Origin of the sequence: Streptacidiphilus sp. EB129, from assembly GCF_041262645.1 — a bacterium.
Taxonomy (GTDB): Bacteria; Actinomycetota; Actinomycetes; order Streptomycetales; family Streptomycetaceae; genus Streptacidiphilus.
Map to the genome: position 1 here is coordinate 11,495 of NZ_JBGCCS010000035.1, position 14,213 is coordinate 25,707.

A 14,213-nucleotide genomic window follows, 5' to 3' on the forward strand; every position below is an offset into this window, starting at 1 on the left:
TCTCACCACCGTGTCCATCGTCGGTGTCTCAGTTTCGTGTCCTATGGCTGCTGCCCTGGGGAAGGTCACACTCGATTTCGCCGATGGCTGTGAGGACTTGCCGTCCCAGGGGCGTTAGCTGCTGGATGCGGTGTCGAGCCCCGCGGTCGAGAAGTTGGCCGCCCAGGTCTCGCTCCAAGCGCCCGACCTGGCTGACGAGGTTGTGTGGAATGATCCCCATCGCTCGGGCTGCCGCCCGTAGCGACGGATGGTGGCAGGCTTCCGCGAAGCGTGCGAGTCGCAGGCTGGCTCCTTGGGCTGACAGCGTCGGCCAGAGAAGGCGAGGCAGTTTCTGTGCGGTCAGCAGGTTCTTCAGGTGCCGGTCGCTGCCCACCTCCGGGCGGGAGCGGGTAGCGACCTCGAAATATCGTGCCCAGCGGCTCACGGTGGTCTTACTGACGCCGAGTTCGGCGGCGATCGAGGCCATCGACCTGTTCCGCTCCTCATACTGTTCGACCATCCATTCCCTGGTCGGGCGGGGCTTTTCCCGTGTGCGGTTGCTCGGTCGAGCAGCGATGCCGTGCTCATCTCGAATTGCGGCGACGCTGGTCCGGCCGATGCCGAAGCGGGTGCCGATGCCCGCGAGGGATGTGGTCGCGTGGAGGGCCTCGAAGGTGTCCTTGGATACTTCTTCGCGCAGATGGCGGATGCGTTCATCGGCCGGGGTGGTGTGCCGATAGTCGAGCCTTCCGGGGCCGGCGGGCGCGGGGGTCTCTTGCGCAATATGGAGGACGGCCTCCACCGTGGTGCCTAGTTCGGTTGCCGCGTGGATGAGTCGGAGTCGGCGGGGGCGGGGCCCGTTGACCACCGTGTGGACGTTGATGAGATTGTGGACGTCGTCGGCGTTGAAGCTCTCCGGGTCCGTGCCTGGAAGTTGCAGGCCGTGGAGGAGATCGAGCGGGGGCTGCCAGGTGACGGGTTCGTCGTCGATGCCGTGCCGGGCAAGGAACTGAAGGGCAGCTTGCTCGAGCGCATGGGCAAGGTCAGTGGTGATCCCGGCGGTGAACATGAGTCGGGATTCCCCGAATGCCTTGCCCCGGTAGGTGAACGCCTGTGGGGCATGTTCTGGTGGCAGGCCACTGAGCTTCTCGAACAGCAGGTTGCGTGCCAGAGCGAGACGCGTTCCTCGGCCGGTCTGGATCCCGGTGCTTCGGCAGATCGCCGTCCAGAGGGAATCCGGGAGGAGCTCGCTGTAGTCGAGCGTTCGCCGCCGCTGGTAGTCGATGGGTGCCGGGGTGCTGTCGAGGTAGTCGGCGAGCCGGACCAGGGCCCGCTCTGTCTTCTCCCAGCCGGCCGCGTCGCTCCGGAGGATCTTCGTGCGCCCGGAAAGGCTGGCGAGATCGACCACGCCGCCCAGGATTTGGGTGATCGTCGAGGTCTCCAGGCGCGTTCCGACAGCGACGAGCATGCACGACAGGAACGCGCGCATGTGACGAAGACGGTAGTTGATCGACGGCGAGATCCGCAGGGACCAGGCCGACCAGAACATGGTGGGGATCGAGCGTGCCCGGTGAAGGCTGACCGAGCCGGTCGGCTCAGGATCTTGGGGAAGCGCGGAGGCGGTGCGATAGCGCAGTGCCCGGATCGGAACCATGTGCGGGGCGAGCGCCTTGAGTTGGACGGCCCGGAAGGCGGTACTGATCGTCCTGCCTCGCGCCCGGATCGTGGAGGGTGTCACGATGCTCGCGTCGACCGGGCCGATCAGCTGAGCGAACAATGCGGCGGCCGCGTCAAGGTCGGATTGTGTGAGGATCTGCAGAGCCGCAGTGACCGCGAATGCCGTGGTCGAGGCGTGGGAGGGGGCGGCGAATCCCGGACGGACCTCGGTGGCTCTGGGTCCGAACGGCTGCGGTGCCGTATTCAGGGCCAGCTGGTGGGCCTGGACCAGGTCGGTCGGCAAGTCGGCGCTGAATGCCTTGCCCCGCTCGCGCCAGAGGATCTGATGGGCCAGGACGCGAGCGTCGGACAACATCTCACGCACTGGTTGGGGGTGGTCGCGGTAGATCCCGAACACGGCGGTGCCGGCCTCGATCGCGCCGAGCAGAAGGCGTTGTCCGATCAGCGCGGGATGGTCGGGAGCAAGGGCCATCGTCTCGGTGCTGGACAGGTCGTAGCCGCAGCGCGGCCCAACCCCTTCAAGGTCGCGCGTGCTCAAAGGGGTGACGCACTTGCCCGGCTGTGGGACTATCTGCTTCGGGAAGCCGGTCCGTCGCTGCATACGATCACAGCCTGGGCAGAGGTCGGCGAGCAAGCGTCGGTGCTGAAGGCAGGCATAGGACCAGCCCAGGCGCCAGGTGAGCATCCACCGGCCACCGTTCTCGGCCAGGCAGTCCGGGCAGTATCGCGAGCAGGTCGCCCGTCCCCAGAGCTTTTGCCGGTCGACCTTCCCTGTTGCCGCGGTGAAGATCACGGCGCGCTGGTCGTAGTGGGACAGCGTCATGGCCAGGATTCTGTCCGCGCTCGTCCCGCAGGTCGCGGCCACGCTGGCGGCCTCCTCCGGTGTGATCTGCACCGCCCAGTTGCGCAGATGCCAGTACCGGTTCGGCTGCGGACCCAGGCCCAGTCTGCGCAGGAGTTCCTTCAGAGGCGTGTGCAGCTGGTGTCCCGTCATCTCCAGCCATGAATCGAGGGCCTCGCCCGGGACTGGGCTCACGCGAATGGGCAGGGTCCTCAGCTCTGTCACGCGGCATCGGCCTTCTTGCTCCGCGGGGCCGGTGCCGCCTTCTTCGTCGGCTTGCTGGTCAGGCGGCCGCGCTTGAACTTCTTCTCCAACGCAGCGCGGGCCTTCTCGGACGCGGCGTCGATCTTGACGTGGTCCAGGAGATCGGCGTCGAGCCGCTCAGCGCCGGTGCGGACCGCCCGTTGGCTTCCCCGGTTCAGGAGGGTCATCAGCGATCCGATGTGACCGGTGGTGCGAAGGAAGAGGTAGTCGGAGAGCTCGTCGGCGAGCATGCCGGGGAACTTGCGGCTCAGCACGAGCCGCTGTTCGGCGCTGAGGAGGAAGTTGCGGAACTCCTCGCGGTGCGGATCGCTGTCAATGTCGAAGGGGGTCATTGTCAGGGGTGTGGTGCGGCGCGCGGTCTGGGCCAACGACACGTCACCGGTTTCGTCCACCTCGTCGAACAGTCCGCGTTTTGCCAGCTCGACCCCGATGAAGATGAGCGTGACGGGGAACTCGTTGGCGATGAACTTCAAGTGGTTGCTGACCTCCTTGCCCGTCTTGAACTGCCACTTCAGGAAGTGCAGATCGTCGATGATCAGTAGCTTGGTCTCGCAGTCAAGGACGCAGTCCATGGCCCGCTGCACGAACTCGGCGGAGGTGCCGCTGATGCGGCCGGGATGGGCGAAGAACTCGAGCATGGCCCGATTGAAGTCCTTCATGCCGATGTTGCTGGTCAGCCCGACCCGGCAGACAGGCCAACGCTCGTGTCCAGCCTCGGTGAACCGGCCCTCCTCCGCGATCTCGCGGCGGTGGAACTTCAGGGCGAAGTTCAGCACCGCGGTGGTCTTCCCAAGCCCTGGGAAGGCGTCGACCGCGACCGCGCCCTTGGCCTTGTCACCGTCCTGCAGGTTGCTGTCCACGATGTCCCACAGATCTTCCTGCAGGGCCTCGAGTTGTGGTGTCCTGATCGGGCCGAGGTTCGCGTGCCAGAGGCGCCTGTCCTTGTTGTAGTCGCGAAGGGCGGCCTCGCTCAGGGCGCTCAACTCCCGCAGGGTCAGCTCGTCGGGCTTCCGGCGCCGCGGAGCGTCTGCCATGCGCCGGAACCCTTCCTTGCGCGAGAGGGTGAGGTTGTCGAGCTTGGGCAGCGGGCCAGCGTGCGCATCGCGGTCAGGGCCGGTGGTCATGCGTCCTCCAGAGCGGATGCGTAGAAGTCTTCGTCCGATTCGGGGCTGTCCAATTCCTCGTCCAAGTCGTCGTCGCCGGCCACCGGCCCTTCGTAGTGCTCCGCATCAGTCGGTTCCTCCGCCTCCCGGCCGCCCTCGGCCGCGTCCAGGGCCAGCACCCGAGCGACGGACGGCAGTTCCTGCACCTCCTCACCCTCCTCAGGGGCAGCCAGGTCGAAGGCCGACTGGTCGCGGGCCTGCCGCAGGGCGATGCGCCGCTCGGCCATCGTCAGACCCAGCCCAAGGTTCCAGCGCTCCAGCAGTTCGGCGACCGCGTCCTCGTCGTTGGGGTAGCGGTACTTCTTCTTCGCCATCGCGCGGGCCAGTTCCAGGGCCTCCTCGCTGATCGGAAACCTGACCGCCGCCGCGTGCTCCCAGGTCAGCGTGTGCCATCGCCGGGTTCGCAGGTGCCGGAAGTAGACGAGGTTGACGTCGTCCGGGTCGAACTGGACAGGCCACTTCCCCTTGGCCTTCGCCGCGGTGTAGGGGCTGGTCTTGCCGCGGAAGTCGTCCAACCCGGGACCGTCGTAGCGACGTCCGCCGCCGCGGACCTCGATGCCGTAGTGGTGGATCTTCGTCCAGTGCGTCTTCAGGAACTCGAACCCGAGGTCCGGGTCGCGAGGGACCTCGATGTAGCCGGCCCGGGCAACCCCGTGGTCGAACATCGCCGCCGGCGACAGCGCCAGCCCCGGTATGCGCGGATCCACCAGACCGCGGTGGGGCCGACGGTGATAGACCACCGCCACCCACTCGCAGATGATCCTTTCCAGCTCCTGGAGCAGGAAGAACGCGTCACTCTCGGGGCTCAGGCCCCGCGACTTGACGTCGGGGCCCTTGTAGCCGGGCAGGTTCTCCAGCAGCCCTTCGCGCAGGCTTCGGAAGAACCTTTCGATCGGCCCCTTGTCCCTTCCCGTTCTCAGCCGAGCAGGGGAGATGGTGATCCCCAACCGCTGGCAGACACTCGTGATGTGCTCAGAGACGTAGACCTTCCCGTGGTCGACCACGATCGTCTCCGGCACCAGCGCTGGCCCGGCAAGACCCACTTGGCCCTCCGCCGCCTGCGCCATCGGGCCCGCGACCGCGTCCCGATCCACCAGGATCCCGCGCGGGACCCCGTGGTCGGGCCAGACCGCGCCGCTGGGCCACGTGGACTCCGCTCGACGCGGCCGGTATGCCTGGAACAGCGTCGCGGCCACGTCGATGGACTTCGTCGACACCGGCGTCAGACGCACCCCGGTGATGCACCGCGTGTACCAGTCCATCGCGACCGTGAGCTCAGGCTGGACCCACCGCAGCGTCAGCGGATCCAACGCGAAGACGTCCAACCGAGTGGTATCCATCAGCAGGTACTCACCGGGCCTGGTCGGCCGCAACTTGCCATGGGCCGTCCCCGACCGCGCCGCGATGTCCCGGTTCCGCTTGGCGCTGAGCCGGAACGTGGGACGCCTGTTCTCCAGCTCCTCGAGCCACCGATAGGCCGTCGGCCGCGACGGCAACTTCACCTGTTCGCCGGGGAATCGTGCCGCCAGACGAGGACCGATACTGCGGATCACCTTGGCCCGGGTCGGCGTCGACTCCTCTTCATGCTCAGCCATGATCTCCAGCGCCATCGCGACCCAGCGCGGATCGGCCCGGCCCACCCCACCCGAATCCGCCGCCCCCACCACGTGCTCCCGAGCCAGGCCCGCCTCCCTCTCGGCCAGGGAGGCGTGAGCCCACCGCCGGACCGTGCGGACATTGACCCCCAGCTCCGCTGCCTTCGCCTGGTAGCGCCGCATCAACGGTGTCCCCGGCGCGTAGGCGGGCCGGGGCTCGCTCGGGGCCGCCAGCTCAGGCGAACCCGACCGGTAGCCGTAGAGAACCTCGTTGATCTGCGCGGACCGCTCCTGGATCTCAGCGAGCTCCTCGCTGCCCAGCTGAGCCAGCAACACCGAGGCCGTCTCACCCGCATCATCAGACGCAGGCCCGGGATACTCCGGGATGACGCGGGCTCGACCCGATGACAGGACCTCGCGAAGCGAGAGCCGGAACCTACGATCGCGGCCATCGCGCACCAATACCTCATTGCCGGTCGAGGCCCCGAACATCTCCTCCACGGTCACCACCTCACCGTCGTAGGACAGCCTGGTTCCCACTCCGACGCGTACTGCCGCTCCAGTCACATGCCCTCCTCGAGCTGAACGCCGACCCCCATCGGCGCTGCGGGGAACCTCCCAAGCTGCTTCGTCTTCCTCCAGAGCATCGGCCGCCGCAGGAACGGGGAGCTCTCTCGACCCCGCACCGACCACCACCGCCGGACCGGCCGTCAAGGTGTGCCGGGCGGACAGCACCACACCCAGGTCGGTCGCGATCTCCTGCCGCCAGAGCAGGTGCAGGACCGCCGCGCGGACCAGCGGCCCGGGGCGGTGCGGAAGGATCCGAAAAGCCTCACCCAGACTCAGACCGACCAAGCGCAAGCTGCGGAGCTCCGCCAACAGGCCAGAGTCGAACAGCCAGCCCCTGCGATACCCAGCCAGGAACCGAAGATTCGCCAACTCTGCCTCGGGCGGCTCGCACCAGACCTGGAAGTCCCACCCCCGGGACTCGACAGCCTCCCGGGCCCACCCAAGCGCCGAGGACACCTCGGGGTCCGCCAACAGGTGCCGCGGCTTGACGTCCACGACCATCGGGACCTGGTCCTCGCGCAGGACCAGAAAGTCCGGGACGTGGCGCCGCGTCCTCCCGTCGACCTCAGCACAGAGCAGGAACGGCTGGGCGAAGAGCCCGACCTGCACCGGATCGAAGTCTGCGTACAGAAGCCGGGTCAGCTCAAGCCGTGACTCGTAGACCACGTGCGCCTGCATCGTCGAAGACCAGTAGGTGCCCGAGTAGTGCTTCTGTCCGTAGCACCAACGGAACGTTCGCCAAGGAATAGACGGCTGGAACACGTCGACGCCCGCCCGTGGCCAGGCACGCTTGTCGTCAATGCTGCCGTCCGGACGGCGAAGGCTCACAGAGACCGAACCGAGCACGCGCGACATGCCCACCCCCAGCGTCACCAGCCGGCCGCCGCCAATGCAGCGTTCCTGTCACCAAGGTCACACGGGCGGAGTACGTTCCGTTCAGAGCCTCGCGATCACCACTCGAACGAGCGAGCTACCGCACTTGAGTACGTCTCGCAGCGGCGTCCAATTGGCCGGACAGTGGGCAGGGTTCATGAGAAGTGGACGCGGGAAACGAGAACCTACACGACCATCCCGCTGAAGGGAGCACCTTCGTGCTGATCACTGTTCTCAGTCAAAATCTGGGCAGAGGAGGGGTGTTCGACGGATCCGGCAATGCTGAGAATCGTTGGCCACTGCTGCTGGAACGGATCAGAAAACATCACCCTGACCTGGTGCTTTTGCAGGAATGTGAGTCGTTCGAGCGCGATGGCCATAAGTTGTTGTGCCAGGTTGAGCGGGACCTGGACATGGACGGGATCCTGGCACCGAGCCTGAGCGGGCGCGGTCCGGGGGTGCTGTACCGGCGCGAGACGATGGGCCGCCGGGTCGCCTGGAAGACGGACGACAACATCCGCGAGACCCACCACGGCTTCGGGGTGATCTCCTTCGACGTCGGCCTGCCGACACCGCTGTCGGTGGCATCCGTGCACGTCACGCCGTGGGGCGCGGACAAGGCGGTCCAGGAGGCCGACTACATGGCCAGCCGGATCTACCGGCTCGGCCCGTACTGTCTGCTGGGCGGAGACATCAACTACGCACCGCAGGACGGACCGGATCCCGACTTCGCGGCGATGCGGCCCTACAACGTCGGCTCCCGCACCCGGCTGCACGACCCGGCCGTAGACCGGCCGCTGGAAGCGGACCGGCGGGTCGCCTGGAAGCTCGCTCAGAACGGGCTGCGCGACGTCGCCCGGGAGCTGCACCAGCAGAGCAAGGACGACTCGCTGCTGGCGGCGACCGGGACCGACGACCGCATCGACCAGCTGTGGGTCTCCCGCCCGCTGGTGCCGGGCCTGGTCTCCTACCAGCTGCTCGACACCCCGGCCGGGGCCTCCGACCACCACGGCCTGGTCGCGGTGATCCGCACCGAAGACATTGTCACCGCCGACCCCTGGGAGTACCGATGAGCACCAAGCCGTGGTGGCGCCGCAGTCACCAGCCCGAGGGCGCGCAGCGGGCCGCCGCCGACCAGGTGATCCAGATGGTTCTGGAGAACCCGGCCACCACTGCGCAGATGGCCAGCCAGCTGCGCGGCCGGCACCGGTACGAGGTGATCACGCAGGTGGTGCAGGTTCCGTTTCTCCAGACCAGCATCGTCGCCTTCGGGGTGCGCGACGCGGCGGGGTGGTCGGTAGAGGAGACGACGTTCGATGAGTCGGACGCCCGGTGCTACCGGGTGGTCAACGCGGCGCGGGCAACGTGGATCGGGTTCGACCCCACCTCCCAGTTCCTGCCGGGCCATATCGCGCTGAGCGTCGGCGGCTTCACCGCCCAGGGCACCTACACCGCGGCGAGGGCCACCAGCCCGCTCATGTCCAACGAGTCCACGACGCTGACTGCCAAGATCCCTGTCCTGCTGGCCGGTGAAGCGTGAGCGTCCCGTCCGCGAAGGTCCCCGGGGTCGAGTACCACTACATCATCACGCTGCAGTGGAGTGAGGGCGATGAGCACCGGATCACGCTCACCAGCAGCTGGGAGGGCGTCTACACGCTGTATGTGCCCGGCACGACCCGCCAGGAGGCGTACCTCGCCCTGGTGGAGCGGACGCGCAAGCACTTCAACGTCCCCGAGGGCGGCGACTCGTGCACGCTGTTCTTCGCGCTGGAGCCGATGGCGCTGGCCGGTCCGCGCCTGGAGCCCGCTGGCGCTCTGGAGGCCGGTCCCTGATCCGGCACCGCACCGCCCCCCAACCCTGCTGACCGGCCGCGAGAGAGAAGCGAAGCGATGACCACTGCCCGTGCCGCCCGAGTGCCCTGGACGCTGGCGGACGCCCTGGGCTACCTCACTCCCGACACCGCCCCAGCAGCCTGGAAAGAGGCGGTGCAGAGTGCCGGTCGGCTGCTGCAACCGGCCTGGGCAGGCGACGACGGCGCCCTGGCCGTCACCGCCTTCGCCCTCTACACCGCCGCCCACCAGGACGGCACCACCCCGGCCGAGGTGCCGATCGCCCGGGTGCGGGAGCTGCTGCTCCTGGACGGCCTGCCGGAGGGCGAGCCGCGCCTGCACGTCGCGGCCGGCGAGGTGCTGCACGCCCGCGGCCACCGCCTTCCGCAGAGCTTTTCGGGTGGCTACTGGGACGGCGTCGGCCAGGTCTACCAGCGGCTGATCTACCAGTGGGAGCCGGAGGAGCCGATGGGCGACATGCCGCCCGGCCCCTCCGCGATGCGCCACACCGCCATCCGGCTGCTTCCACGGCTGGAGGGTCTGACCGACGATCATGTGCGCGGGTTCCCGCCGGCCCCCGCCCCGGCCCCGGGCTACACGATCGAGGTGGCCGACCGGGTCAGCAAGGTCACCGACAACTCGGTCAGCACCGTGCAGTGCTCCACCTGCCAGGACATGTACGGCGGCACCGTGACCGTCGACGGCCCCGAGGTGCGGTACCTGTGCCGGGAAGCGCACCTGACCGAGGACCGGCGCCTGGAGGCGCGGCGGGTCATCGCCGCCCTGTCCTACGCCGACGACGTCCAGATCGACCGCGGCGTCGTCCGGGTCGGCCAGCTGCTCGTCGCGAGCAGCACCATGGCGTGGGACTTCGACCCGCGCAGCAACCGGTTCGTGTAGGAGCGCTTGGAATGCCGCGCCGCGCGCCCCCGCGCGGCGCGGTGTGTCCAATTGGACAGATCAGGCGCGCGGCGCGCCCACCGACATCGCGCGGCGCGCCCGTCCGGTCCGCGCGGCGCGGAGGCGCGCGGCGCGGAGGCGCTGGCGCGGAGGCGCGCGGCGCGGAGGCGCTGGCGCGGAGGCGCGCGGCGCGGAGGCGCTGGCGCGGAGGCGCTGGCGGTGGACAGGCTCTGGACCGCGCGGCGCGCGCGGCCGGGCCTATGGACAGGTTCTGCGGCGGCGCGCTGCGCGCCTCGCGCGGGTGCTCTGCCCCGCGATTTCTGAAGTTTTTCGGAATCGGTGAGATTCCGTGGAATCGAAGGAATGTCAAGACGCGTCACTCCCAGGTTCAAAGGAGTGTCAAGACGCTTCACTCCCACTATCGAAGGCGCGCGGGTTGCGTCGACAGGGGCGCGGCGCGGTGGGCGCGCGGGATTGTCCAGACAGATGGCAAGGGGGGTCCCGGCAGCATTCGGGGCGCGCACCACCCCGGGCTCCCCCCTTGCCCGCGCCGCGCGCCGGTTTCAGCCTGCCAGCACCGGCCGCGCGTCTGCCCAGATCAGCGCCGCGCGCTTACCGGATTAGACTGCGGACAAGGGGGGTCGGCGCAGGGTGTGCGGACCGCGCCCCGGACCGGGGCGGCCGGCACCGATGAAGGAGCACCACCCCATGGCCGACACCACCTCGCGCCCCCGGCGCAGCCGGTACAACCCGGACGCACCGAACCCGCACCACTCCACCGCCGTCGTGCGCGGGAGGGTCCTGGCGGCGTTGGGCGTCCTGACGCTGGCCACCGCGGACACTCTGTGGCAGCTGGTCCAGCCCACCGACCGCAGCGACAAGGCCGTCCGCAACGCCCTGCTCGACCTGCGCGGCCCGCTGCCCACCACAGGCCAGCTGCCGAAGGGACTGACCTGGAGCGACGGCAACACCCGCGAACGCAACGCCCGGGCGATCTGGCGGCTGACCCCGCGCGGGCAGCGCGCGGCGCTGGCCGAGCTGCCGCCGGGCACCGAGCTGGGCGGCACCGGCGAGGGCGCGGCCCGCTCCGGCGCCCAGCACGCCATGGCCGTCAACCAGGTCGTCCTGGCGTTCCACCGCGCCGGCCTGGCCCAGGTCCACCAGTGGCGCACCGAGGTCCTGCACGTGACCTCGACCAAGCGGCGGATCATCACCGACGCGGTGCTGCGGGCCCCCGAGGCCGGGCTGCCGATGCTGTTCGTGGAGGTCGACCGCAACACCATGTCCGCCGTCGACGTCGCCGCGAAGTTCACCGCCTACCTCGAGTACTTCAACTCCACCGGCAAGGACAGCGAGGACCGGACCAGGCCGCTGTGGTTCCTGCGCTACGGGAAGAAGGCCAACGAGGGCCACCCGCCCGTCGCTCTGGTCTTCGGCGGTGGCGGCCCCGTCGCGCTGGCCAACGGGATGCAGCGGGTCCAGGAGCTCTCCCGCGCCACCTGGCGGCCCCGGCACTTCAAGGGCGAGGCCTGGCGCGACTACGACGAAACGATCCCGATCATCGCCACCACCCAGAAGCTGCTCGCCGAGCAAGGCGCTGACGGCGAGGTCTGGCGCCGGTTCGGCCGCGACAGGCTGCAGACCCTCCAGGAGGCACTGTGGAACCCCGACGGCGAGGCGCTCCGCGCGCAGCTGGCCCGTGAGGCGGAGGAGCAGCGGAAGGCGGAGCAGCTTCAGCGCGACCAGGAGCAGCAGGAGCGTGCGCGGATCAGCAGGGCCCGACGCGAGGCGCAGCGGCAGTGCGCCGGCTGCGGGAAGACCTTCCTGCCGTCCTGGTTCGATGAAGCCACCGGCACCGGTGAAGAACCCTGGACCGCCGAGGACTGCGCGCCGTGCACGAAGGCCCGGCAGCAGCAGGCCCTCCAGGACGCAGCAGCGGAAGCCGCAGCAACACGCCGCCGCGGACTGCTGCGCAACCGCCGCTGACCGCACCCAGGGCTGCTGCACCGCACCCGGCGCGGCGCCGGTGCAGCAGCTGCGTCGGTCGGGTGCGTCGGTGCTGCGTCAGCGCCACCGTCGCACCCGTTCGCCCACGTCACCGCCGCAACGCGGCACTGACGCACCCCACTGACGCAGCATCGACGCACCCGCACCACCGTGCTGCACGGCGCACCGGTGCGGTGCGGGTGCGCCGGTGCGGTGCGCAGGTGCAGCGGTGGTCGGTGCGGTGCGGGTGCGCCGGTGCGCACCGACCGTGGAGTGCTGGGCAAGGGGGTCCGGTTTGCCCCCTTGCCCAGCCCCTTGCCCGGAGAGTCTTCCCAGGTCACCTCGCCGCACCGGCGCACCGCATCAGGTGCGGCCGGTGCGCCGAAGAGCGGCGCACCGCACATCAGGTGCGGTGCGCCGGCGGGTGCGGTGCGCACCGACCGAACGCTGGGCAAGGGGTGTCCGATTCGGCCCTTGCCCAGCCCAAGCCCAGCGGGTTTGCCCGTTTTGCGCATCCGCGCACCTGCGCACCGCACCTGGTGATGCGGTGCGGTGCGCAGGTGCGATTTCGACGTAGAGGTGCGGTGGTGCGGTGCGCACCGAGGGCGCGGGGAGTCAGCGGCTGGGGATCCAGACCTGGATGCTGAGCGGGTCGTCGTCCTCGGGTTCGACCCGGTAGCCGGCCGCGCACAGCAGTTCGGTGTAGCGGATCACGTCGGCCTTCTGGTCTCCGTCGTCGTCGGCAGCGGCTACGAGGAACGGAGCACCACGCTCATCACCGGCTACCTCGACTGCGAAGCCGCCGTGGTCGTCGGTGAACTCGCGGCAGCCGCCGGAGCGCAGCACCCCGCGGATGTCCTCGGCGACCTGGTCGCGTCGCGTCGCCAGGGGCCTGTCGTGCTCGCCGTACCCGTAGGCCGGTGCGTCCCCATCCATGTCGTCCTCTTCGGTTGCACGGATTACTGGCCGGTCATCGACAGTGAGAGTGCCCACAGGTCTGCTGGTGTCACTGCTGATGCCGAGATCGCTGACCGTGAGATGGCTGAAGAGGTTGATGTAGACCCTGCTGGCGAGAGCTCTCCGGATGCGATTTTCAGCGCCGCTGCTCTCGGCTACCTGGTGCATGGCTTCCAGGACCACCACCAGGGTTGGCCCGGAAAGCGGCACGGTCACTGCGCCGTCCATACGGATCATCATGTCGGTGCCGGGGGGCCGAAAGTTCTCGCCATCGACTGCGCTGGCCTCGCGGCAGATGAACTCCCAGGTGTGCTCAGCGCACCGCAGGTCGACAGTGACGATCCCGGCGGCTTTGCGAAGCAGGCTTCCGTGGCGCACGCTTTCTTCGATGTCCGCATCCTGTTGCCGCGCCCGGTCCTTGCGGTCCTGCCACCACTTCATCGCCATGCTGGTCCTCCCCCTTCGGTCGCCAACCCGTACATCGCTACCCCGCTGGAGCAGGTCGTGTTGGCCATAGGCCCGGGAATGGCCGGTACCGGCGAGGAATCGACGCGCCAGGCCCCCTTGCCGAAAGGTTGGCCGCCGAACGAGTGAAGGTCGCCCGGTGACGTCGACGCCCGCTGCCACACTGGGCAGGTGTCAGGTCCCGACTTGCCCGCAGCTGACGAACCGATGACCGTCGACGCCCTGCTGCACCGCTGGCCCACGGCGGTAGTCAAGGCCGAGCTGGTCGACGGCGTGCTGCTGTTCGCTGGCGACTTCGACGACCGCGACGTCGTCACCGCCGAACGCACCTACCCAGAGCGGCGTGTCCTGCTCAACAGCGACGGCGGCATCGAGGTCCACCCCGCCGGCCCCGGCCAACCCCGGCCGCTGGCCGACAGGTACTGACCCCGGAAACCAACGAAGCCCCCGGCCTGATGGCCTGGGGGCTTCGCGGTTCGGCGGAGTACGGCGGTCAGGGGCCGACGATCAGCCACAGAATCAGGGAGGCGTCCATGTCGGGGTGGTAGCGGTAGACGACGCTGATGCCACGGCCACCGGTCTGCCTCTCGCTGAGGCGGATCACGAAGCCCTCGGCCTGCGGGTCGCCCTCGGGCCAGGGGTCGCCCTGACGGGGGCCGATCTGCAGAGCGGCCCGGATCGTGGTCACCGCGGCCTGCTCGGAGCGGGTCAGGCCGGTGAAGACCTTCTCCGCGGCGTCGGAGAAGAACGCGTGGCTCACCGGCGCCCCTCCGCGATCTTTCGGCGCAGCTCGGCGGCGGACTGCTCGGTGCTCATCGTCAGCGCGTCCACGGCCTCGGTGCTGCTGTTGCGCAGCACGTAGTCGCGGTAGCGGGCGGCGAGCGCCGGGACCTGGTCGAGCGGGGTCTGCTCGAGGTCGGCCTCGAACTTCTCCAGCTCGCTGGGCACACCGAGCTTGGCCAGGCCGGCCAGGGCGGCGCGCAGCTCGCGCAGGGTGGTCATCGGCGGCACGTACGCAGGGCCGGGGTACTGGACGGCGGACGTCATCGCGGGCTCCTGGGGTCGGTGCGGGTCGCTGCTGCCGGGAACGACGCTACTCGCCCGGTGTGCGGC

The 14,213-nt window shown here is 69.2% G+C and carries 13 protein-coding genes; 6 read left to right on the forward strand and 7 right to left on the reverse strand.

Features of this window, described 5'->3' with window-relative positions:
• Positions 1-28: 28 nt before the first annotated feature.
• From ABH925_RS30645 to ABH925_RS30660, 4 genes are all read right to left on the reverse strand, one after another.
• On the reverse strand, positions 29-2,722 hold the full coding sequence (locus ABH925_RS30645; protein ID WP_370153225.1) for a TniQ family protein: 2,694 nt from the start codon (positions 2,720-2,722) through the stop codon (positions 29-31).
• On the reverse strand, positions 2,719-3,885 hold the full coding sequence (locus tag ABH925_RS30650) for a TniB family NTP-binding protein (protein WP_370153227.1): 1,167 nt from the start codon (positions 3,883-3,885) through the stop codon (positions 2,719-2,721). Before ABH925_RS30650 ends, ABH925_RS30645 begins: the two co-directional genes overlap by 4 nt.
• Positions 3,882-6,944 carry a TnsA-like heteromeric transposase endonuclease subunit gene (locus tag ABH925_RS30655; RefSeq protein ID WP_370153354.1) on the reverse strand — a complete coding sequence of 1,021 codons (3,063 nt, stop codon included), beginning with the start codon at positions 6,942-6,944 and terminating at the stop codon, positions 3,882-3,884. Before ABH925_RS30655 ends, ABH925_RS30650 begins: the two co-directional genes overlap by 4 nt.
• Before the next feature lie 203 nt (positions 6,945-7,147).
• Complete coding sequence (locus ABH925_RS30660; RefSeq protein WP_370153358.1) at positions 7,148-7,342, reverse strand: hypothetical protein; 195 nt, start codon at positions 7,340-7,342, stop codon at positions 7,148-7,150.
• Between ABH925_RS30660 and ABH925_RS30665 the strand changes: the two genes are divergently transcribed.
• The 5 genes from ABH925_RS30665 to ABH925_RS30685 all read left to right on the forward strand — a co-directional run bounded on the left by ABH925_RS30665 (position 7,301) and on the right by ABH925_RS30685 (position 11,678).
• A complete protein-coding gene (locus tag ABH925_RS30665; protein ID WP_370153356.1) occupies positions 7,301-8,035 on the forward strand; it encodes a hypothetical protein in 735 nt (244 codons plus the stop codon). The genes ABH925_RS30660 and ABH925_RS30665 overlap by 42 nt on opposite strands.
• Positions 8,032-8,502, forward strand: a complete 471-nt coding sequence (locus ABH925_RS30670) for a hypothetical protein (protein ID WP_370153229.1) — start codon at positions 8,032-8,034, stop codon at positions 8,500-8,502. Before ABH925_RS30665 ends, ABH925_RS30670 begins: the two co-directional genes overlap by 4 nt.
• Positions 8,499-8,795 carry a hypothetical protein gene (locus tag ABH925_RS30675; protein ID WP_370153231.1) on the forward strand — a complete coding sequence of 99 codons (297 nt, stop codon included), beginning with the start codon at positions 8,499-8,501 and terminating at the stop codon, positions 8,793-8,795. The genes ABH925_RS30670 and ABH925_RS30675 overlap by 4 nt, the downstream gene beginning before the upstream one ends.
• A gap of 57 nt (positions 8,796-8,852) precedes the next feature.
• The gene (locus ABH925_RS30680) at positions 8,853-9,692 is read left to right on the forward strand and encodes a hypothetical protein (protein ID WP_370153233.1); all 840 of its coding nucleotides are present in this window, start codon (positions 8,853-8,855) and stop codon (positions 9,690-9,692) included.
• Positions 9,693-10,400: 708 nt separating this feature from the next.
• Positions 10,401-11,678 carry a replication-relaxation family protein gene (locus ABH925_RS30685; protein ID WP_370153234.1) on the forward strand — a complete coding sequence of 426 codons (1,278 nt, stop codon included), beginning with the start codon at positions 10,401-10,403 and terminating at the stop codon, positions 11,676-11,678.
• Positions 11,679-12,293: 615 nt separating this feature from the next.
• On the opposite strand, the gene ABH925_RS30690 is transcribed toward ABH925_RS30685, so the two are convergent.
• A complete protein-coding gene (locus tag ABH925_RS30690; protein WP_370153236.1) occupies positions 12,294-13,082 on the reverse strand; it encodes a hypothetical protein in 789 nt (262 codons plus the stop codon).
• A 189-nt stretch (positions 13,083-13,271) separates the two neighbouring features.
• On the opposite strand from ABH925_RS30690, the gene ABH925_RS30695 reads away from it, so the two are divergent.
• Positions 13,272-13,526, forward strand: a complete 255-nt coding sequence (locus ABH925_RS30695) for a hypothetical protein (RefSeq protein ID WP_370153238.1) — start codon at positions 13,272-13,274, stop codon at positions 13,524-13,526.
• Between the two features lie 67 nt (positions 13,527-13,593).
• Here ABH925_RS30695 and ABH925_RS30700 read toward each other — a convergent pair whose 3' ends face one another.
• Together ABH925_RS30700 and ABH925_RS30705 are read right to left on the reverse strand one after the other, a co-directional pair.
• Positions 13,594-13,860, reverse strand: coding sequence for a hypothetical protein (locus ABH925_RS30700; RefSeq protein ID WP_370153240.1), 267 nt, complete (start codon positions 13,858-13,860; stop codon positions 13,594-13,596).
• A complete protein-coding gene (locus ABH925_RS30705) occupies positions 13,857-14,147 on the reverse strand; it encodes a hypothetical protein (protein ID WP_370153241.1) in 291 nt (96 codons plus the stop codon). The genes ABH925_RS30700 and ABH925_RS30705 overlap by 4 nt, the downstream gene beginning before the upstream one ends.
• Positions 14,148-14,213: the final 66 nt, after the last annotated feature.